This window comes from Legionella jordanis (genome assembly GCF_900637635.1).
In the GTDB taxonomy this organism is placed as follows: Bacteria; Pseudomonadota; Gammaproteobacteria; order Legionellales; family Legionellaceae; genus Tatlockia; species Tatlockia jordanis.
In genome coordinates, this window is the sequence record NZ_LR134383.1 from 1,098,148 (window position 1) to 1,121,154 (window position 23,007).

Sequence of the window (23,007 nt, forward strand, 5' to 3'; positions counted from 1 at the left end):
TTCATTTTCATGTTTATGATCCTTTCTCCAAATTTCTACAGTCTACTATTCAAAAACTGTGCCTAAGGGTCTCTCATGGATGTATTTTGGCTACAATTAAATAATAATATCAGTGACTAAACTGCCAAAATTTCCTATGAATGCTAAGACTCTAAACCACATCCTGTTAGACAATGAAAGGCAAAAAGGGCCAAACGTTTATCTGAGGCAACCACGCCAGGGGCAATGGCATGAGTTCACCTGGCAAAAGGTGGTTCACCAAGCCAGGCAAGTTGCACGCTTGCTTTTGGATGTTGGATTAAAGAAAGGTGATCACGTCGCGATCTTTTCTAAAAATTGTGCAGAGTGGTTCATTGCTGACTTTGGCATAAGTCTGGCAGGCATGGTTAATGTGCCTTTATTTCCCAACCAGCATGAAGAGAGCATCAAGTTTGTGCTGGAACACGCTGAAATTAAATTGGTTTTTGTAGGAAAACTGGATGAGCATCGACGAGTCAGAGGTTATATCCCTAGCCATTTGGTCACGGTAAACTTTAATTACCATAAGAATTTGGATACCACTTATTCTTGGGGCGACATACTGGATAAGAGACCTGTTGAGGATGTCGTCGACTCTAGCCCAGAGGATTTGTATACAATTATTTATTCTTCGGGCACATCAGGACAACCCAAAGGCGCCGTTTATACCCATGGTATTATTGCCAATTATTTGTCACTGTTTCCAAAAGACATAAGACGGATGAGGAATTTAAACCATTATCATCTGCTTTCCTATCTGCCTTTGGCTCATGTATACGAGCGTTCGGCAATTCAATTGGGAAGCTTGATGCTTCCTTGTGACGTTTCCTTTGTAGAAAGCCTTGAAAAATTTGCCGACAATTTAAAGCAGGTGCAACCTACCTTTTTTACTGCGGTTCCTCGGATTTGGGGGGTATTTCAACAAAGGATAGAACAAAAATTGCCGCCTCATCGACTGAACTTGCTTCTTGGGATACCTATTGTATCAACCCTGATAAAACGAAAAATTAGAAAGCAGTTGGGCTTGGCTCACTGCAAAAATTGTTTCTCGGGTGCATCCCATTTGCCAGAGCCTATTTACTATTTTTTCGATAGACTGGGAATTAAAATTCAAGAGGGTTATGGACAGACTGAAGATTTGGCGTATGCCACATTTTCCTTGCTGAAGCATCGGCGGCCTGGATATGTGGGTAGCCCAAGGCTGGGTGTAGAAATAAAACTGGGTTACGAAAATGAATTGCTAATCAAATCGCCTTGCTTAATGCAAGGATACTATAAAGACAAGCAAGCCACAGCGGCGGCTTTAACTGAAGACGGTTGGTTACACACAGGTGATATTGCTGAATTGGACGAGCACAACAATGTAAGAATAGTTGGCCGTATTTCTGAAAATTTTAAAAATCAAAAAGGGGAATTTATTGTTCCCGCGCCGATTGAAGAGCGCTTTGCCAGTAATTCCCTGATTGATCAATTGTGCATCGTCGGCCGGGAGTTGCCAAACAATGTTCTGATTGTAAGTTTAAGTGAAGCAGGTAGGCAGCAAAATAAGGAAAATATTAAGCAGGGACTGCAAGAAAATTTACGACGAGTGAACAGTGAATTGGAAAATTACGAAAAAATTAGTCACGTGATTGTAACAAAGGACAAGTGGACCACCGAAAACGGTTTGTTGACGCCGACGATGAAAGTTAAACGACGTCTTATTGAATCCTATTATCGAGATTTCATCAAAGGTGCGATTAAACAACCCCAAACTATAATTTGGGAATAAAAAATATTTCTAAACCCTGGATATCGATGACTGCATGAGCAGTCATCCTTTAGCATTACTGTTGCTCACTTTTATATTCATCTGAATATTTTTTACCAAGATCTTTGGCTTGTTGAAGTTGCTCAGGTGTTAATGTTTTTTCCAGTTCGTCACGGTATTTACCAGAATCGCTAAAGCCATTGGCTGCGGCAGCAGTAAACCAGGCATAAGCCTCTACTGGGTTGGCTGTTACACCAATGCCGTCGCGATAAAACACTCCCATTTTATTTTGAGCTCTGGCATAGCCCTGCTCAGCTGACTTGCGAATCCAACTAACGGCTTGTTCAAGATTTTTTGTTACGCCATCTCCGTAGAGATACATATCGCCAATATTAAACTGAGCATTGGCGTTGCCTTGATCCGCTGATTTTTGGTACCAATATGCGGCTTTTTGCAGATCCGTTGTACCTGCCTTGCCAGAATCATAGAAATAACCCACTTCCAATTGGGATTTTGCATGTCCTTTATCCGCAGCTTTTTGGAAATACTCAAACGCTTTCGCTTCGTCTTTAGGCAAACCCTCGCCAAATTTATACAAGAGGCCAAGATTATACATTGCACCCGGATTGCCTTGATCGGCGGCTTGTCTATACCATTTTAAAGCTTCATTTAAATCTTTTGGTACACCTGTGCCAGTGTCATACATAAAACCTATGGACAGGGCAGCCTCAGAATTTCCATGGGTGGCGGCCTTTTTGTACCAATTTAAGGCCGTATCATAGTTTTGGGCCACACCAGTACCGTGATCATACATGTAGCCCAAGGCGTATTCTGCATCCGGATTATTTTGAGCTGCAGCCTTTTGATACCAGGAGAGGGCCTTGCTGTAGCCGTCAGGGGTTTCTTGGTACCAGTAAAATCCGGCTAATAATACCATTGCATCAACATTACCCTGATTGGCGGAAGCCAACAGTAATTGTTCGGTTTTATCAGCATTGTAGCTAACACCTTGCCCATAGTAATACATCTTGCCCAGCAAATACTGAGCTTTGGCATCGCCTTTAGCTGCTTCGTCTGAGAGTAAAAGAAAGGCCTTTTCATAGTGTTGCTGGTTATAGGCCGCTTCTCCTTCTTCTGTTGTTGCATGTAGGGGCGTTAGTAATAGGGTACTCAGTGAAATTGATAATATGTATTTTTTGATGTCCATGATCGAAACCTTATACTAATAGTCCTGGTTTAAAGTATATATCTAGGCCAAGTTTTTGCTGTAAGTCGACTCATGGAAGATAAAACCTGACCATTCGCCTTATCATATCGTTCATATGAGTATTTACTTTAACTGCACTGCAAATCATTTGAATCAGGAGAAAAGCAATTCATCTTTGAAGAGGCAAGAGCCATGCCACGTATAAGCCAAAATGTTCTTCATGCTTCCATGCAGTAGAGAACAATAAAAAGGGCCTCAAATTGTGATTTGATGTGGAGTTGTCGAGGGTTCTGGCTCCATATGCAGGTTGCTTTTGTAAAGGATGTATTCCAGCCTTGAAACCAGAGAGCCTTTGGGATTGAAGTGCTCATTTGTTTTGGCGCGTTCGTAGAGGTTTTTTAATGTGTCGCTTAAATTAGCTCCAACGTTCAAATTCAATATGGCTTCTCTTACTAAACCATGGTGATGTCGATTCCAGTGACCTGTGAAAAATAAACCTAAGGAAGGAATACGCCAATCCTCCTTGTTGTAATCAATAAGCACCTTAAGGGCATTTTCTCGGCTTGATTGGCTCTCACTCCAGAGATGAGCATAGGCTCGCTGCAATTGTTGTTCTCTTTTGAAGATGGGGAGAAAATGCGCTCGGGCTTCAGCCAGCCCAAGTTCATCCAGAAACGATGCTTCTTGTGGACTGAAATGAAATTCTCCTGGGGACCTCAGATATCTCATAAAGGTTGAGTGGGCGAATTGAACGTAATCATCACTCTTGCTCTCGAGAAATTCATTAAGAGAATCATCATTTACCTGCGCTAATTGACTTAAGTAAATAAAAATAGCCTGAAAATGCTTTGCTTTCCCTTCGCTGGCAAGTGTTTCTGCATAGGCGATATTGTTTCGGGTAACAGGACAAATAATCTCATTGGAGGATAATGTTTCCTCGCCATTTTTTAACTTTTTTTTATTCTCCTCAATTATAGCCTGCTGCCTGAGGACCTGCAGTTCAAAAAAATGTTGTGGGAGAAGGATGGGCTGATTATTTTTCCTATTTTCTGAATAAACATCGTTTAACAGTAAAATAATTTCAATGTGTTCAAGAAAAGTATCACCCATTTCGAAAATGCGCTGGAATTGCCCGGGATTGGTTAGGGCTAAATGGGTAAGAACTCCCAAGGTCATTGAAAAGATTTGAATCGCTGCAGCTGTTTTATTGGTAAGGCTTAGAAAAATAACTTTAAGGAGTTCTTCTGCATCATTACTGGGCTCATAGGTTTCTAAAGCTATCGCTATACAACTGGCGTCTCTTTCATGGCGTTGGATAAGAGCCCGAGAACTTTCATTCTCTTGCTGCATCCTTTTGATGGACTCCTTAGACATGAGGCGGGGCGTGTCAGGAACAATGTAACTGAGCAGCACAGGATCATCAGGAATTTCAAGGCAAACAGGATCGGTAAAAAACGTTATCCTGTCCTGAATTTTTTGGCGAAACGCGCTTAAATCAAGTTTTTTAAAAAGCTCCACTGCAACCTCAGGCTTGTATAATAGATAGCATATGTAAAAATAATGAACATTTTACGCTAAATTCAGTCATCAAACAACATCAAGGACGAATAATGTTTATCCAGGGAAATGAAGGAAGACGTTCATAGCTTTTTTCTTCAGGCTCAGCAAAACCAGTATTTAACAGGGATTCGATGAGGACTCCTGATTTCAAACTGATGTACTCAAGCCGAGAAACTAAAGCACCTTTTACATTAAAATTGGGATGATTCTTCGCGTCATTCAGTAAGTTATTGAGCGCGACTTGAATGTTTTCCCCGGACTCAATACTTGCAATTGCTCTATGCACCAGTTTCTGGTGGTGGCGATTCCAGTGGCCGGTAAAAAAGAGACCTAGTTTGGAACCAAATAGGTTTTCCTTATTATAGTCCCTCAGAATCTTTAATACATTGGTTTTGAGATCAGCGGAAGCCCACAAGGCTTCATAGGAGCGACTGTGTGTATGAAGCCATTTTTGTCTGATTTCAGCAATCCCAAGATCATTTAAAAAGTTCTTCTCGGATTGGGAAAAAGAAAAATGGTTGGGGGAAAACAAAAATTTGACGAAAGTCTTTTGGGCTTCTTGCAAATAAAACTCATCCTTTTGCTTGAGAAAATCATCAATTTCACTTTCTTTCACAGCTGCGAATTGACTGAAGCCAATAAAAATCGCCAGGAAGTGTCCAGATCTTATCTGAGAAGCCAACGTGGCGCTTAAGTCTATTTTTTCCCTTGTGTAGGGGCAAAAAACTTCCTTTGACTCAAGCTTTATTCCATTTTGGATTAGTTTTTTTTCACTGTTGTTCACCAGAAGCAGCTGGGTATAAAACAATTTTTGAAAAAAGTGAACCAGTTGTGGTAAGTGGTCTCTTTGAAAACCGTATATGTTATTTAACAAATCGATAATAATTTCTTTGTTTTTTGAAATGAAATTAATTAAGTGCGGTGGTAAATTTTTATTTTTTAAAAAACTCCTATCTTCCAAAGTTCTTTCGATCACGGCCCAAAGAGTGGAACAGTAAATCAGTAAGCCTTCGGTGGTAAAATTATATTTCTCAAGTAAGCTAGTTATCAATTGCGCATAAACTTCTTCCATTTCAGACCAGTTCTCGGGCCTTTTCAAAGCGATGCGCACGCCGCTTGGATCCCTATCGAATTCATCAATAATTTTGTGGCATTCATCAAATTCTTGATGCAATTGCCTGAGGGTCTCTTCTGACATGATGCGAAGATCAGAGTTTTGGTAATGAACTAAAACTGGATCTTCGGGGATCTCAAACGATGCAGGATCAACCAGAAATGAGATTTTTTCTTGAATTTTTACAGCAAAGGCAGAAAAATCCACATGCGGGACAGGCATAAGCACTCCGTTAAGAATGTGATCAAAAATTCCACAGATTGCCTATTCTACATAAAATCACTAAAATAGGCAAAGTGTAAAATAGTTGATCTACCAATCGATTTGTTGATTAGCCAGCTTTAACAGCAAGGATTGAATTTCATGGATTCGTTCCTGAGGGGTGATGCTGTCCAGATTAAACTTCAGGCGAGTTGGACCTTCCAATTGGTAACGTTTGGCATGCACTTGAATCAAACTGATTAATACAGCAGGGTCAACTTGAGGTTGTTCACTAAACTCAATTTTACCACTTTGCTGAGCTGCATTAATTTTATTAATAGCGAGCTTGGTGGCGAGCAGCTTCAGTTCGGTTAGAAGAAGAAGATTTTTAGCCGGTTCAGGTAGCAGACCAAAGCGGTCAACCATTTCAATTTGCAAATCACGCAGCTGTTGCCTGTTTTTGGCATTGGCAATTCGTTTGTACATGATTAAGCGTGTGTGGATGTCTGATATGTAATCTTCAGGAAGAATAGCACTCACCCTTAAATCAATTTCAGGTCCCTGATGCATTGGCGTTGCCAGTTCTGGAGTTTTTCCTGCTTTTAAATCACTCACTGCTTTATCAAGCATTTCCATGAACAAGGTGAAACCGATTGCGTGCATGTTGCCGCTTTGCTCTTCACCAAGCAGTTCGCCGGCTCCGCGAATTTCCAAGTCATGGGTAGCCAGTGTAAATCCAGCGCCGAGATCTTCCAGAGATACAATAGCTTCCAGACGTTTAACGGCGTCGCCTGTTAACAATTTCTCATTGGGAGTGAGCAAATAGGCATAAGCCTGATGATGGGAGCGGCCCACCCGCCCTCGTAATTGATGAAGTTGTGCTAAACCAAATTTATCGGCCCTGTCAATAATAATCGTATTGGCAGTGGGGATGTCGATTCCGGTCTCAATAATGGTGGTGCATACCAAAACGTTAAAACGATGATGGTAGAAATCTGACATAATGCGCTCAAGTTCACGCTCGCGCATTTGGCCATGGGCGCTTCGAATCTTGGCTTCGGGAACCAACTGTTGTAATTCTTCGCGAACCCTTTCAATGCTTTCAACGTTGTTGTGAAGAAAATAAACCTGACCGCCCCGTAAAATTTCCCGTAAAATGGCTTCCCGTAAAATGTAGTCACTTTTTTCCTGCCAAAATGTTTTAATCGCCAGGCGTTTTGCAGGAGGGGTGGCAATAAGTGAGATATCCCGAATTCCCGCCATGGCCATATTGAGTGTCCGCGGGATAGGTGTGGCAGTCATGGATAAAATATCCACATGAGTACGTAACGATTTGATGTATTCTTTTTGTTTAACCCCAAAGCGGTGTTCCTCATCAATGATTAACAAACCAAGGTTTTTAAATTCAATGTCCTTGGAAAACAGTTTGTGAGTGCCAATTACAATATCGACTTTGCCGTTTTTTAAAGATTCGATGACTGTTTTACTTTCTTTGCCACTGCGGAAACGTGATAATAATTCAATGTTTACTGCGAAATCGGCAAAACGATCGCGAAATGTTTCAAAGTGTTGTGCTGCCAAAAGTGTAGTGGGCACCAAAACACAAACTTGCTTGCCATTTTGTACTGCGATGAAAGCCGCCCGCATTGCAACTTCGGTTTTACCAAAGCCCACGTCACCACAAATTAAACGATCCATGGGTTTTGGTGATTGCATGTCTTTAATAATCTGCTCAATCGCACTTAATTGATCGATGGTTTCTGCAAACGGGAAGCCGCTGGCAAACCGTTGATATTCGGAGGCTTGAAATTCATACACATAACCTGGTTTTGCTTCACGTTTGGCATAAATTTCCAACAATTCAACGGCAACGTCATTGATTTTCTCCGCTGCTTTTTTCTTTTCCTTTTGCCATTGGTCTGAACCCAGTTTGTGCAAGGGGGCATGTTCGCTGTCTAGGCCTGTGTAACGACTGATTAGGTGTAAGGAAGTAACAGGAACATAAATTTTGTCGTCTCCGGCATAAGCTAAAACCAGAAATTCGTTGCTTGTGCCATTCGACTCCAGCGTTTTCAATCCCTTATAACGCCCAACACCAAATTGCAGATGCACGACAGGGGCATCCAGCCTCAGTTCGGCTAAGTCGCGAATGACCAGATCAGGATCAATGGCTTTTTGGACGCTTCGACGTTGTGGGACAGCCTGTTCGCCAAAAAGTTGCGATTCAACAATGATTGCAAGGCCCTGGTCAAGCAATTCCGCACCGGCCGTTAAGGGGCCAGTAATGATGTTAATGACCGCTGAATCATTCAAAAATCCTTGCCATGAGTGCTGAATTTGAGGATAAATGCTTGCTTGCTTCAGCAAATCCAATAAAACTTCACGCCGGCCGGCACTTTCAACAACGATTAAAAAGCGCAGATCAGGCTGAACCAAATAGTTACTGAGCTTGTTCAGAGGGTTTTCAGCCTGCCGCTCAAGCGGCAGGGCAGGTGCTTTATTGATGTTAAAGTTAAATACCGCGCCTTTCTTTTCAATGTGTTCTTGACGGCAACGAATTTGTTGATATTGATTCACCAGGGTCAATAGGCCTTGGGGATCTATAAAAACTAAGTCCGGTTTCAGGATAGGACGAGAAATGTCATAACTTCTTTGTTGGTGGCGGCTATTGACTTCTTGCCAGAACTGCTCTGCTTTTTCCTGGATGTCGGCTATGAGACAGACGCTTGCATTAGCGGGAAGGTAGTCGAAAAAAGTCGCTGTTTTTTCAAAAAACAAAGGTAAATAATACTCAATCCCAGAGGGAAATTGACCTTCACTGACCGCCTCATAAATAGGGGACTGGCTGGGGTTTCCCGAAAAATGCTCCCTAAAGGCACGGCGAAACACCATAATACTTTGCTCATTAAGCGGGAATTCCCGGGCTGGCAACAGATGAATGTCAGAGATCTTGGTAATGGTGCGTTGCGATTCGGCATCAAACTCCCTTAAACTTTCAATGACGTCATCAAAAAGTTCAATGCGAAACGGACTGACGCTTCCCATAGGGTACACATCAATAATGGCACCTCGAATGGCGAATTCCCCATGTTCCAATACCTTATTCACACAGCGGTAACCCGCTTGCTGCAGTTGCTCTCGAAATTGCTCAAGGTTTAGGGTCTGCCCCTCTTTAAGCAGCAGGGCATGGTGATGTAAAAATTGCGGTGGGCAAAGACGGTGCATCAAGGTGCTTGCAGAACTGACCACAATGGCATTGCTTACCTGCTGTAAACGGCTCAATGTCGCTAGACGTTCAGAAATAATGTCTTGGTGAGGTGAAAACTGATCATAAGGGAGCGTTTCCCAGTCTGGAAAAAATAACAGCTCGGGCGTTTGAGCTTCATCCCCAAGAAAGAACTTTAATTCATCCATCAATTGCCCGGCACTTAAATTATCCGGTGCAATGAGTAGAGTGATTCCAGTTCTCTGCTGGCAGTATTCAGCCAAAGCCAAGGGTAAGCTGCAACCTGCTAACTGGCCCCAGAATTGTTTTTTGGCAACAGCAGGCGGATTGAGTGTCAGTGAAACCATGGAACTTAATGCTTCTTAATCAAGGCGCGCCAGTATACAACAAAGTATAGGATAAAACATTTTTATACTGACTAAAAAACTTCGTGGAGGCTTGTTTTTCAGCAAATTTAATATTGCCAAAAAAGACCCATGAAGCGTTTAATTTTCTCTTAAGGTTAAATTTTTATAATAGGCAATTTTTTGTCAGGTTTTAAAAACATGCCTATTGTCATTGTTGGTGCTGGTCCAAATGGCTTGTACGCGGCCATTAAGTTGAGACGGGCAGGGGTAAAGGATATCAAAGTAATTGGTCATCATGCTGGAAGTTATGTAAGACCTGGAAACATTAATTTAGCCGTTTTTAGGAAGGCTGAAAGAAGCATTGGTTTAGGAGCACCTCCAAGCACAAATGCAGTCCATATCAAGGATATTGAGCGTGCGCTTTATAAGCTCGCACTTCAGTTAAATATTCCCGTAGAAGAAGGCCTCTTTGTTGATTTTTCGACTGAAGAAAAGGGAATTTTTATTAAAGAAGCTAATGGTGAGCAAAAATTTCTAGCTTGTGATTACGTCTTCGACTGCACGGGTTCAAAACGCGTTTTAGTGCATGCAATTAATGCCAGGGCAGGGCTGAACCTGCCAAAACCCTTTCAAATTTCACCGATTTCTGGCGATGTGATGGTCAGAAATCATATGCTCGCTTATGTAAAAATGAGCATAAAACATCAAGCCATTCTGGATTACCTTCTGGAGAATAAAATCTACGACCTTGAAGGCCGCACAGCCACCGAGTTTGCCGACGCAATGGAGCGTTTGCGTCAATTTGGTTGGCGTGAAATGGGGTTTCCACGTTGTTATTTTATGCCATTTGGTAAAAATAAAGCTTGCCTTTATATGGAGGCACCAGATGGACTTTCCGATGCAAAAAAGGAAGCCTGGCTTCAGACTGTACTTGAGTGTTGGAGTGATGATTCAACCATAAGTTTTCAGTACTTACCTCAATCCAAAAAGTATAAATTTAAACCCAGATTTAATACGTTCACGGTTGATCCGCATCAATTGAATCGCTTCACCTACAAAGGAGAAGGTTTGCCCTATGTAATTACTCAAGGAGATGTGCAAGTTGAACCCAATTATGTTCTTGGGCATGGAATTGTGGGCGGGTTTGATAGGTCAGATGCATTCGTAGAAGGCCTTGCGATCATCAATGGCTCTATAGCTTATTTTAATGAAGAAGATTATCAAGAGGATGTCAAAGAAGCGCTTCGAGACCATCAAGAGGCAATTATCCAGCATTATAGAAAACGCAGGGAGTATTTTATACGTTCACTAGACAAGGCCCAAGCTAAATACCAAGAAGCTTTAAAATTAAACCCCAAGCCCGTTTATGAAGAGCGTTTAAATGAAGTAAGGTCAAGAATTGATTATTTTAATGCCTTGAACATTCTTCAGGAGAAAAAGACTAATGGTAAAATATATAGCAAACAATTTAATGGTGCTCGTTTAATTGCTGATTTACTTAAGGCTAAGGATTTATTATTCAAGGCGATTGTTGGCTTACCTGCGCTTTTTCAAGATGAGGTGAATGATGCAAAATCGAAATTAACGCAATTGGCTGCTGATTTTAAAGAAATTGGCAATCAATATTATCAAGCAAGTAAATTCGATCTCGCTCTACAATGTTATGAAGAGGCATTGCTGCTTTATAAAAGCCTAGATGAAAAAGCCCATCAATCAGAGATTTTAAACATCCATTCAAACCTTATTTTAACCTACCGTAAGCTGAACCAGTTGGATAAAGTTCTTGAAAAAACAGGTGAACTGTTAAAAGGCCATACTATTCCCGAAGCAATCCTTAAAAAAATTCTGTTTAACCTTATTGCTGCAGGGGCTGCAACGCTTAAATTGGACGCTTGCCAAGCCTCACTTCGTGTTCAAGAGCAAATGCAGGAATTGGCAGGGTTATGTTGTAAGTTTGAGGCTTTTATACATGAATGTATGCCTGAATTGAAGGGCGATTTAATAAAAATTCAGCGTTTTAACAATAAAATTTTGCAATTACAAGACCGAGGAAAACAGAAATTTGCTGAGGGACTCTTCCCTGATGCCCTGGGGTTTTATGAAGCAGCCTTATTGCTCGCACAAAAAGAAGAGCATAGGGATGAACTGCTTGCATTGACTCTTAAATCCAACATTATTTTAACCCACCGCAAGCTATTACAACCTGAAAAAGCGCTTATGATGGCCGGAAAAGCTCTTGAGGATGCGGGTTCCGCCTCAATTGAGCTTAAGAAGAAGATATTGTTCAACGCCTTTAAAGCTGTTTTAGAGAATCTTGCTGTTTTGGATAAAGACTCAGGCCTAATCAATCAAGCGGTTATTCTATATCTGCAACATAGGGAATTTATCCACAGTCATTTAGAGCATGACTGGCCAGCTATCGCAAGCGAACTTGCTTCTGCCTTAGGACAGCCGGACCTTTTAAAAACTTCAGCAAAAGTTCATTTCGACCAAGGCCAGTTTAAACTTGCCCTTGACTGTTACGGAACCATTTTGCTCGTGCAGAAACTTTCAGGTTTGGAGGGGGATGTTGTTGCGGCAATGCCAATTTATGCCAATATGGTTTTAGCTTATCGAAAACTTAAAGCTCTTGAAGATGTAGTAAAAACCGCAAGAACTGCTTTGGATTTTCAAGGCCAAATCGTTGACAATTACCGCAAAAAAATTCTCTTTAACTTAATTTCTGCTGCTGCAGAAGCCATTAAGTCGCAAGAAATGGATTCCAATAAACTGATTAAAATGGTTGAAGAAGTGCAAACTCTGTGTGCTGAAAATGATGAGTTCATTAAAACTCATTTAGAGGAATTAAACCTCGAGTTACAAGCCATTGGACGTTTTGCGAAGAAAACATTAAGGTTACAAGATCTTGGCAAGCAATCTTTTAGTCAAAACAACTTTCTTTTAGCTCTGCAATGTTTCGAAGAAGCTTTGTTGCTGGCTGAAGCTGAAACCACCAGGGATAGAGAGCTGGAATCGACCCTGCATTCCAACATCATTTTGACCCACCGGAAATTGGGGCAACCGGAAAGGGCTTTTCTGATTGCAAACCGTGTTTTAAACGACGAGCATGCACTTCCTGTTGCTGCAAAGAAGAAACTATTATTTAACGGGTTTAAAGCCGTTTCTGAACTCATTGATTTGCAACAAGGGACGCTTGATAAAACCTTCTTGAGAAAAGCAACGCACTTCTACTTTAGGCATCTGCTTTTTATAGACCAATACCTGGCTCAGGATCTAGGTGATTGTTTAGCCAAAATGAGGGCTGCTCTTGGAGACCCCCAAACTTTAAGAGACATAGGCAAAAACTGCTTCGCTCAAAGTAAATTTGAACTGGCTTTGGCCAATTATGAAGATGCTTTGTTGCTGCAGCGATTGTCCAGGACAAAGGATCATGAAGCTGAGGCCTCAATAGTAGCCAATCTGATAATTATTTATCGCAAACTTCACTGCCCAAGCTTGGGCTTCACATTGGCTGAGGAAATTTTAAATGAAGAATCCTCTTGTTCGGTGAATACGAAAAAGAAAATTTTATTCAATCTTATCAAATGTGCATACGAGGAGGGGCAAAACAGCCTTCCTGAAGCGTTAGAAAAAACAGGAGTGTTGCTAAAACAAGCTCTTGCTCTTTATGAAAGGCATCAAGGATTCATCAATCGTGAATTAGCCGGAAGTTTAAAGATGGAGTTGGCTTACTTGCTTGCTGAAAAAAAACTGGAACCAGAACCGTTAAAGACGGTTCAATTTAACCAATAAGCAGCCCATTACCAATACAAATAGCGGACAACTGTCCGCTGTTTGCTCATTCAGGAACGCAGGAAGGGTTGCAGTTATTTGGATTAATACTGTTTGCATCGCAAGCATTTTTCGCCAGAGAGGTGGCTTGTGCTTGAGTAGGGGCAAAGAAGGACCAGTGCTGTCCTTTTTTATTGCTAACCACACAGTGCCAACGACCGGCAGCAACACCATTGTCATAGCAATTAGGATTGCAATTGCTTGGATTAATGCTGTTCGCATCACAGGCATTTTTTGCCATGGATTGGGCGCCCGCTTCGTCAGGGGCTGTAAACGTCCAATGTTGTCCACGTTTGTTGGCTACATTACATACCCAATTGGCATGAACTGAAAAACTTAACAAAGACAGGGTTGCAACGACACCCGCAATCGCTTTAATCTTCATAGTATTTCCTTATGTGGTTATTAGCCATAATAGTATATACCTGTTGCTAATTGATTAAAAACTAGTAAGGCACCCAGCATAATTTTGGAGAACACTATGGCCTTATCACTCTCCCTTGAAGACGTGAAGCAGTGCATTAATATGAAAGAAGCCATAGATTGTATGGAAGTGGCATTTAAACAGCTGGCAAGAGATGAAGTGATATTGCCGTTGAGAACTGCTATGCCCATCAAAGAAGAAGAGGGCATGAGTTTGTGTATGCCTTCTTATTTACCTGAACAAGAAGCGTTGGGTTTGAAAGTGGTCTCGGTTTTCCCCAAAAATCGCGATAAGGAATTGCCGACCATTTTTGGTACCATTTTGCTGTTGGATGCCAAAACAGGTGAGTTAAAAGCCATTATGGAAGGAACTTATTTAACTGCTCTGAGAACTGGCGCTGTTTCCGGCCTTGCTACCAAATACTTAAGCCCTGAAAGGGATTGCCACCTTGCTCTTATTGGTGCTGGAGGGCAGGCAGCTACGCAACTTCAAGCCGTGGCTGCGGTTAGAACCATTAAAAAAATATCCATTTGGTCGCGCAACTTGGAGTCCGCTGAGCAATTTGCAGACACAATAAAAGATCATTTTGAGGTGGAAGCCCATTCCGAACTCAAACAAGCACTTAAGGAAGCTGATATCATCTGTACTGCAACCAGCAGCACCGAACCGCTTATTCATTTAAACGACATTAAACCAAATGCCCATATCAATGCCATCGGCTCCCATACTCGCGAGATGCAGGAAATTTCGGCAGACGTTTTGGCCAAAGCATTAATTGTTGTTGATCAAAAGAAAGCCGCTTTGGCTGAAGCTGGCGAAATCATTGCTGCAGTGGGCAGTAAAACCATCAGCAAAACTGACCTCAAGGAGTTGGGGCGTTTGTTGCTAATGAAAAACACGTCAACTTATAAAGAAAAATTAACCGTATTTAAATCCGTTGGCTTAGCCATTCAAGACATCAGTATTGCCGAAGCCGTTTATAAAAATGCGGTGAAAAACAAGCTTGGCACATCCTTTGTTTTGTAATTGGCCTGGGCTTTAAATATTAATGCTCATCAGATAACTGGTAATTAGGCCAGCCAGTAAGCCAAACAAATGCCCTTCCCAGGAAACGCCTTTGCGACTTGGGAAGATACCTAGAAAAATACCAGCGAAATAGTAGAGGCTAATTAAACCAAGAATGATGGCAGTAAGCCCGCCCCGATGGACAATGTCAGTGACGAGTAAAGCCCAATATCCTGTGATAACAGCACTGGCACCAAGATGAATTCCTGGTTTGCCAAAAGCCCAAACAAGGAAGCCACTGATAACCATAATTAAAAAGCTTACCCATAAAAAATAATGTAGGCCATTAATCAGCAGAAAATTGCTTAGTACCAATAAGGGAATGCTATTAAAAAACAGGTGGTTAAAATTAGCATGTAAGAAAGGGGCAAAAAGAATGCCGGGGAGTCCGTATAAACGCCTTGGGATAATGCCTAAATAATTCAGCCGATTGTTTAAAAAAATATTTAAAAAATAGACTAGCCAAATCACAGCCAGCACAATCATAAGAACATTGATGTTGGCTTGAGTTTGCTGAATGATCAAAGCCAAACTGCTATTTAAATCTTCAAGCATCAGTTTCTCCCGAATAGAGTTAGACGACAGCAACCAAGGGATACGTATTATTCCTTAGCGCTGCAAACCTCACATTCCAATTCTCCTTTTGCCAATCGCACATGAATTGTATCTCCCTTTCTCACCTGATCCGCACTGAAGAGAACGTGTTGTTTAAAGCTGGCAATTGCATACCCTCTATCGAGAGTTGCCAAAGGGCTTACGGCATGCAATGTGGACAATTGGCTTGTAAATTCTTGTTTCACCGATTGCAGCCTGTTTTTCATAGTTTGCGTTAAGCGCTGTTCAATGTTGTGTGTTTTTATACTCCATTGCTGAAGTAAAATTTTGGGATTCTTAGCCTCTAACCTCATCATGAGAAGATTAATTGAATTGTTTTTACGATTAATAAAACTTCGCAAGCATTGATGCAATTGTCGTTCTAAGAAGTCCAAGGTTTGCCAATGCTTGGAAATTAATTGCTGGGGAGAGGAGATTTTAGCCATGCGATTGGAAAGTAACAGTTGCTTATGGCGGGTACAGCTTAGAACGGAAGCGATGGCTCGTTGCTGCAATGCGCGGATTGAGGCTAGTAATTCCAGTTTATTCGGTGTGACTGCTTCGGCTGCGGCAGTGGGTGTTGCCGCTCTTAAATCGGCCACGAAGTCAGCAATGGTAAAGTCCGTTTCATGTCCGACGCCAGAAACTACAGGAATATGGCTTCGGCTAATGGTCAATGCCAATGTCTCATCATTGAATGCCCAAAGATCTTCCATGCTTCCGCCACCTCGAGCCAGAATCAACACTTCTACTTCCCCTATACGGTTTGCTCGTTCAATGGCTTTTATCAATTGAGGGGCTGCGTCTTTTCCCTGGACTTCACTCGGGTAGACTTTCACTTGGGCAAGTGGATAACGCCTGGCTAAAGTGGTTAAAATATCATGGAGTGCTGCACCATTTTTTGAAGTGACAACGCCAATTGCTGAGGGAAATCGTGGAATGGCTTTTTTCTTTTGCGCATCAAAAAGACCTTGGGCTTTAAGTTTTTCCTTTAACTCCTCAAAGCGCCGATAGAGTTCGCCTAAACCCGCGTCGCTTAATGAATGCACAATAAGTTGGTAATCCCCTCTGGCCTCGTAAAGACTTAGCCGGCCTTTAGCCAGGACTTGTTGGCCATCTTTAAATAGCTTGCTGTCGGTTTTATGGTAATTTCGAAAATACACGCAGCGCAACTGTGCTGTTTCGTCTTTAAGGCTGAAATAAAAATGTCCGGAACCAGGTTTGCTCAGATTGGATAATTCACCAATCACTGCAACGTCACCTACTTCATTTTCTAGCCAAAAACGAATTTGACGATTGAGTTGGCTAACCGAAAGGGCTGAAACTTCAGACTGCATGTTGTCTTAACTGTCTATCATGGAAGGGCTATAGTAGCAAACTCGGAAAAATTTGTATAAGCCCGGTTAGGTCTGACTATTTCCGTCATAAGCTGCGCCATTTTTTAAAAGAAGCCTATTGCCTGAAAAAGCGGCAACCCGCTCGCCTGGCAAAACAATGCCTTGTAAATTTAATGGATCAACAGCAGAAATGCTAATTACCTGCTCTTCAGGCATTTTCTTTTTAATGGCGCGAAGTGAATCCACCGCATAGGGAAGTGCAAATTGTTCACCTAAGAAACCACTGACAAAACGACCGCCTCTGATTTCCCCTCGATCTTCAAAACGACGGAAAGCGAATAATAAATCTCGCCAGCTTGGCAAAATCTTCTCGCGAGCTAGCAATTCACGAAAGCAAATACCGTAACGCTTTAACAACATCCAACAGATGGCTTCAATTTGCTGCTCCCTAGAGCTTGCCTTTTGGCCATTCAATAAGGACCACCTGCCCATGGCATGTCTGAATAGACTTCTCCCGCGTCGGCCGGTGCGACGTTGAGGATCAATTAGCGAACGCAAATTGTCAAAACCATCGGCGGTAATTAAACCTGCTGAAACCAGCTCCCATAAAGCCGTTTCCACCTCGCTTTTAAGGCGATTGACAGCGTGAACGATATCCACAAAAAATGAAGCACCTCGCTCTTTTAAATACTGATAAATAGTCTGCGCCACATGGCTTAAAACGGCTTGAATTTCATCATCCGAGTAAGAAGACGCCGCCATCCAATGTGCTTCTTCCCGCACAAAAAAGGTAATAGGGACTACACTGGTGGGCGAAATGCGTTTGTACCTGTTCTCGTCAATCCCACTTGCAAGCTGGGTAACCAGGGCGGGGTGCATTGAAAATCGGCCCCAACCCACTTGTCCGGTTAGGCAGAGACGATCAAGGAGCTCTGGATTATAATCCGTAACCCGTTTGGATAAAATTTGCTTTTCCCAGGCATTGGCTGGAATTTCAAAACCTTGCAATTGTTTAATCACTTCAAGCAAGCCATGTTCGCCCCGTAATTGGCTTCCAGGACTCACGTGTTGCCAAATAGTAAGCCAATGAATGAATTGGGCTGGGCTGACCGGTTCAATTTCTTTGCGTAGTTTGCCAATGGTAAGGCTATGTATGCGTGCTAAAAGACGTCTCTCGCACCATTCAATCTCCTGATCTTTACCTAGTCTAAAATGGCCCCGCAAAATGCTTCCATTGGCTTCAAGTTGGAGTAAAGCTTGCTCAATATCCTTATCATCCAGGGACAGCATGTTTGCCAATTCCTGAGATTGAATAGGACCTAGTTGCTGCATCCAGCCTCTAACCATGTTAAGAATAATCTCACTGCGCTCAATGTCTTTTTCTTTTAAATTAACCAGCGCATCTAAAAATTGGCCATCTGGATAAATGCTTTTGACACTGGTTTTCCGTTCAGTAGCTAGCCAAAATTCCTTATTCTGATATTGCATTCTTCCGGCTCGACCTTGAGCCAGCAATTGTTTAAAAAACTCTTCCCACGAGGACAAGGCTTTGAATCTTTCGAAGGCTTTAAGATCAATTTCTGTTTTAGATAGCGGTGTGATAGCTAATGCATTCTTACCTTGTAGAAAATTTTCAATGGGCAATGCAATTACGGTTTGTAATAAATCATGCAATTCATCGGCATCTCTTAAATCTGGCCAGGCTTGTTGCTGAACTTCAGCAATAGCGGCCTGATCAAGGGTTCCCACTTCCCTAAGAATGGATTCCGGAAGAACTCGGCGCATTTCAACTGCTCTGGCCCTTCGCTCTTCCAATGGAGCATCGTCCAGAAAGGCATAAGGGTTGGCATTTAAAATTTCATGGGAGAAAACTGAGGGTATTGCTGTATCTACAGCGAGGCATTTGATGCTCCCATTGTTGATTCCATGTAGCACTTTTTTAAATCCTTCAATGTCGAGGGCCTCGGTCAATGCATCTTTCATTGTCTCAACAATTAAAGGATGATCAGGCAGTTCAATTTCTTTTCCAGCGAGGTTATCCTGGCAAGCGGCCGCATCCGGAAATACGGCTGCTAACAAGTCATCTGCAAGCATACGAAGGATATTGGGAGGAACCTTCCTGCCATTTCTAAAGCGCAGCAAAGCAAGGGATCTAACGGCAACCCAGCGCCAACGGGTAGGAAAAAGCGGAGATTGCAAAATGGCTTGTGTCAGGACCTCTTTGATGCTGTTAGGATGGAGGAAGCTAAACACGTCGGCTAAAGGGAAACTGTGCTGTTCTGTTAAAGAAATATTAATACCATCATCGGTTGCTGCAGCTTGCAATTCAAAATTAAAAGAGCGGCAAAACCGTTTTCTTAAGGCCAACCCCCAGGCTTTGTTAATTCTTGCACCAAAGGGTGAATGAATAACCAGCTGCATCCCTCCAGATTCGTCAAAGAAGCGTTCAGCAATAATAGTATCCTGGCTCGGTACAGTCCCAAGGACCGCGCGTCCTTCGAGAATGTATTCAATCACCTGCTCGGCCCCAGCATCGCTTAATCCGCAGTGCTTTTTTAGCCAGAGAATGGCTTGGGAGGCTTCGCTTTGGTGCTGAATTTCCTCCTTTGGATTCAGGCTTGCAGGCAACATCTTGTCGAGGATTTTTCTTAAATTGGACACTCTAAGTGATAATTCATCTGTACGGGCTGGTGCTTCACCACGCCAGAAGGGGACACTTGGGGGCGCTCCATGCGCGTCTTCAACCAGGACTTGCCCCTTTGCACTTTCAATGCGTTTAATTTTCCAGGAAGTGGTTCCGAGAAGGATGACATCCCCCCGGTTGCTTTCTACAGCGAAATCTTCATCCAGGGTGCCCACCATGGCATTGTGAGGTTCAGCGATAACGCTAAAAAGGCCATTTTCAGGAATTGCCCCTCCGCTGGTTATTGCAGCTAAGCGACTTCCCCGGCGAGCCTTTACAATGTTATTGACCCGATCGCGAAACAAATAGGCGCTGTAACGTCCCCGCGAGCCGGCAATGCCCTCTGCCAACATTTCCAAAATGGCATCGAAGTGTTCCCTTGAGAGATGTTGATAGGGATAGCTTTTTTTTATTAATTGAAACAAGTCTTCTTCTTGCCAATCTCCAGTCGCACAGCTGGCAACTATCTGTTGCGCCAAAATGTCCAAAGGCGCATCTGGTATTAGGAGTGTATCTAAATCTTCATCGCGAATGGCATAAACTAAGGCGGCGCACTCCAGCAACTCATTTCTGGTGGTTGCAAATAATTTACCTTTAGAGATGGCCCCATGCCAATGGCCTGCACGTCCAATTCGCTGCAGGGCCACGGCAATCGCTCTGGGGGAGCCGATTTGACAAACCAAATCCACATTACCGATATCAATACCCAATTCGAGAGAGGCCGTGGCAACTAATGCTTTTAATTCACCATTTTTTAATTTGGTTTCGGCAGACAATCTTAATTTGCGTGATAAACTCCCATGGTGTGCGGCAACTTGTTCTTTTCCTAATCGCTCTGACAAATGATGTGCAACACGTTCAGCCAAACGTCTCGTATTGACAAAGACAAGGGTAGAGCGATTTTGACGCGATAACTCGGCGAGACGATCATAAATTTCACCCCACATTTCATTGGATGCGACGGGGGCTAATTCGCTGGAAGGCACTTCAATTTGCACATCCAGCTGCCTTGCATGGCCGATGTTAACAATGGCTGGCTGTGGCCTGTTATTGCCTGTCAGAAAAGCAGCCACTGTATCCAAAGGCTTTTGGGTTGCTGATAAACCTATGCGCAAAGGGGGCTTTGCGGTGATGGATTCCAAACGCTCCAGTGACAAAGACAGATGGGTTCCGCGTTTGCTGTTTGCAAGAGCATGAATTTCATCAACAATGACCGTCTGAATGTCTCTCAGCAAAGCTCGACTTTTTTCCGCCGTGAGCAATAAATAAAATGATTCGGGTGTTGTGACTAAAATATGAGGTGGCTTTTTCAGCATCGCCTGCCTTTCGCTCGCAAGCGTATCCCCTGTACGAACGGCGATTTGGATCTCCTGCATGGAATAGTTCCGTTCTTTAGCCAGGGTCAAAATTTCATCCAGAGGGCCAAGAAGATTTTTCTGAACATCATTAGTCAGTGCTTTCAAAGGAGAGATGTATATCACCTGCGTCTGATTAAGCAAGTCACCTGCAATGGCCTGGCGAACCAATTGATCAATGCAAACCAAAAAGGCAGCCAATGTCTTTCCTGATCCGGTTGGGGCAGAAATTAGACAAGTGTTGCCAGCTAAAATAGACGGCCAACCCATTTTTTGAGGTTCTGTGGCAAGGGAAAATTTGCTAAGGAACCATTCGCGAACCAATGGGTGAGCCCAGGCTAAATGTTCAGAATGAGAAATGGTCATGGACTAAATTCTATAAAACTAGTCGTAGTATAGCAGTTGGACAAGAGAACGTTAGCCTTTGATGCAGGCCAGTGGCTTTAAAAAAGCCACCCGACGCGCTAAACCAGCTTGTTCGGTTGCTTTAACCACTTCATCAACATCCTTATAAGCTCCCGGAGCCTCTTCAGCGACTCCTCGCATGGAGGAACTGCGAATATATATCCCTTCTTTCTTCAATTGTTCGATCAACGTTTTTCCCTGCCAATGTTTTAAGGCTTGCCTTCGGCTCATTTGACGACCTGCACCATGACAGGCAGAGGCAAACGCATCGTTTTCCTGTGGCGAATTTCCAGCTAGAATGTAGGATCCTGTGCCCATGCTGCCGCCAATGCAAACGGGTTGGCCAACCTCTTGATAACGAGAGGGCAGGGCTGGATGATGAGGTCCAAAGGCACGCGTTGCTCCCTTTCGATGAACATAAAGCTCTCTTTCTTTGCCCTGAACCATATGTCTTTCAAGCTTGCAGGTGTTGTGTGATACATCGAACAGAGTGTCTAGCCTGGCTTGAGGGAGGACTTCATTAATTGCTTCGCGGGCAAGATGGGCGATGATTTGGCGATTGGCTAAAGCGCAATTTATACCTGCACGCATGGCTCCTAAGTAGCGTTGCCCTTCTTCTGAAAGGATAGGGGCACAAGCCAGTTCTCGATCCGGCAGATGAAGATTAAATTGTTTGGCTGCTTTGGCAAGTGAAACAAGGTAATCGGAGCCGATTTGATGCCCTAAGCCTCGTGAGCCACAATGAATTGCCAACAGGATTTGATTTTCCTTAAGGCCAAAAACGTTCGCCGTCTCTTTGTCATAAATCGTTTTTACCAGCTGAATTTCCAAATAATGATTTCCTGAACCAAGTGTCCCCATTTCATGCAATTGTCTTTTTTTGGCGTGTTCTGAGACGTATTGAGGCAAAGCATCTTTAACGCAACCGTTTTCTTCAATAAACAACAAATCATCCTCTACTCCATATCCCTGGTTTAACGCCCAGTGTGCGCCTTGGGTCATCAGCTCATCCAACTGGTGCAAAGATAAGCGAATACTCCCCTCAGAGCCTACTCCGGAAGGAACTGCAGAAAACAAATGTTCTGCGACCTCTTCAATCGAGCCTAATATATCTTCAAGAAACAGATTGCTGCGTAAGCAGCGGATCCCGCAGGAAATATCAAAACCCACACCGCCGGCGGATATAACCCCCCCTGGTTAGCATCAAATGCAGCGACACCGCCAATTGGGAAACCATAGCCCCAATGCGCATCCGGCATGGTCATTGCGCGACCAACCAATCCCGGTAAGCCCGCCACATTAACAATCTGTTCCCGAACTTTTTCATCAAGGGCGCGAACCAAGCTTTCGCTGCCATAAATCATAACTTTCTCCGGATTTTCAACTGGAACCCAACGATAATCATCGATTTGTTTTACTCTTGTCATGTCCATGGATTCAGTTCCCCAAAAGCGCTATTACCGTTTAGTCTATACATCCACTACGCATCGAGCTTCCCATTTTCCATTAACCTCTTTAACAGACAAAGAGGTTAATGTGGCGCCTTTAACGTCAATTCCTCGTTCTATTTCCTGCCTCCAAGGCTCTCCTGTTGCTTCACCATACCAGATATGTCCTTGTGTTTTGACTTTAAACGAAGACAGAATGAGGTTCTCTGCTTGTGCCTCGGCAATGAGAAGATTCAACCAGGTTACAAAGGCCAAGTCCTTATCATCTTCTTCGAAGGTCATCTTAATGGCTTGTTTTGAGGAGACGGCTGATAAATCAGCCATCAGGGAAAACATGGCGAGGGCTGCTTCTTCAAAAGCTTCTTCCATGCTGTTGCCGCGGCCAATAATACCGATGTCTGCATCATGGTCGAAATAATTAGCATCGCCCACCATATTAGTC

General features: G+C 43.0%; 12 protein-coding genes and 1 pseudogene. 3 read left to right on the top strand and 10 right to left on the bottom strand.

The window, feature by feature from the left end; genetic code table 11:
- The first annotated feature begins 136 nt into the window (after positions 1 to 136).
- The gene (locus tag EL203_RS05000) at positions 137 to 1,789 is read left to right on the top strand and encodes an AMP-binding protein (protein WP_058472152.1); all 1,653 of its coding nucleotides are present in this window, start codon (positions 137 to 139) and stop codon (positions 1,787 to 1,789) included.
- A 55-nt stretch (positions 1,790 to 1,844) separates the two neighbouring features.
- On the opposite strand, the gene EL203_RS05005 is transcribed toward EL203_RS05000, so the two are convergent.
- The 4 genes from EL203_RS05005 to mfd form a co-directional block, all read right to left on the bottom strand.
- Entirely contained in the window at positions 1,845 to 2,975 is a 1,131-nt protein-coding gene (locus tag EL203_RS05005) for an SEL1-like repeat protein (RefSeq protein WP_058470220.1), read from the bottom strand.
- Between the two features lie 255 nt (positions 2,976 to 3,230).
- Positions 3,231 to 4,493 (bottom strand): DUF5617 domain-containing protein, encoded by a 1,263-nt coding sequence (locus EL203_RS05010; RefSeq protein WP_058470219.1) that lies wholly within the window; start codon positions 4,491 to 4,493, stop codon positions 3,231 to 3,233.
- 79 nt (positions 4,494 to 4,572) lie between these two features.
- Positions 4,573 to 5,871, bottom strand: a complete 1,299-nt coding sequence (locus EL203_RS05015) for a DUF5617 domain-containing protein (RefSeq protein WP_058470218.1) — start codon at positions 5,869 to 5,871, stop codon at positions 4,573 to 4,575.
- 90 nt (positions 5,872 to 5,961) lie between these two features.
- Complete coding sequence (gene mfd / locus EL203_RS05020; RefSeq protein WP_058470217.1) at positions 5,962 to 9,423, bottom strand: transcription-repair coupling factor; 3,462 nt, start codon at positions 9,421 to 9,423, stop codon at positions 5,962 to 5,964.
- Between the two features lie 198 nt (positions 9,424 to 9,621).
- On the opposite strand from mfd, the gene EL203_RS05025 reads away from it, so the two are divergent.
- Positions 9,622 to 13,215 (top strand): hypothetical protein, encoded by a 3,594-nt coding sequence (locus EL203_RS05025; RefSeq protein WP_058470216.1) that lies wholly within the window; start codon positions 9,622 to 9,624, stop codon positions 13,213 to 13,215.
- A 46-nt stretch (positions 13,216 to 13,261) separates the two neighbouring features.
- Here EL203_RS05025 and EL203_RS05030 read toward each other — a convergent pair whose 3' ends face one another.
- Entirely contained in the window at positions 13,262 to 13,639 is a 378-nt protein-coding gene (locus tag EL203_RS05030; RefSeq protein ID WP_058470215.1) for a hypothetical protein, read from the bottom strand.
- A gap of 96 nt (positions 13,640 to 13,735) precedes the next feature.
- Here EL203_RS05030 and EL203_RS05035 point away from each other — a divergent pair, with 96 nt between their 5' ends.
- Positions 13,736 to 14,704: an ornithine cyclodeaminase family protein gene (locus tag EL203_RS05035; RefSeq protein ID WP_058470214.1), complete on the top strand. Its 969-nt coding sequence runs from the start codon at positions 13,736 to 13,738 to the stop codon at positions 14,702 to 14,704.
- A gap of 12 nt (positions 14,705 to 14,716) precedes the next feature.
- Here EL203_RS05035 and EL203_RS05040 read toward each other — a convergent pair whose 3' ends face one another.
- The 5 genes and pseudogenes from EL203_RS05040 to EL203_RS05060 form a co-directional block, all read right to left on the bottom strand.
- The gene (locus EL203_RS05040) at positions 14,717 to 15,298 is read right to left on the bottom strand and encodes a rhomboid family intramembrane serine protease (protein WP_058470213.1); all 582 of its coding nucleotides are present in this window, start codon (positions 15,296 to 15,298) and stop codon (positions 14,717 to 14,719) included.
- A gap of 47 nt (positions 15,299 to 15,345) precedes the next feature.
- Complete coding sequence (gene xseA, locus EL203_RS05045) at positions 15,346 to 16,674, bottom strand: exodeoxyribonuclease VII large subunit (RefSeq protein ID WP_058470212.1); 1,329 nt, start codon at positions 16,672 to 16,674, stop codon at positions 15,346 to 15,348.
- Positions 16,675 to 16,740: 66 nt separating this feature from the next.
- A complete protein-coding gene (locus tag EL203_RS05050) occupies positions 16,741 to 21,078 on the bottom strand; it encodes a DEAD/DEAH box helicase (RefSeq protein WP_058470211.1) in 4,338 nt (1,445 codons plus the stop codon).
- 51 nt (positions 21,079 to 21,129) lie between these two features.
- Positions 21,130 to 22,481, bottom strand: a pseudogene (locus EL203_RS05055) (RtcB family protein).
- Positions 22,482 to 22,586: 105 nt separating this feature from the next.
- Entirely contained in the window at positions 22,587 to 23,000 is a 414-nt protein-coding gene (locus EL203_RS05060; RefSeq protein ID WP_058470209.1) for an archease, read from the bottom strand.
- Between the last annotated feature and the right edge of the window lie 7 nt (positions 23,001 to 23,007).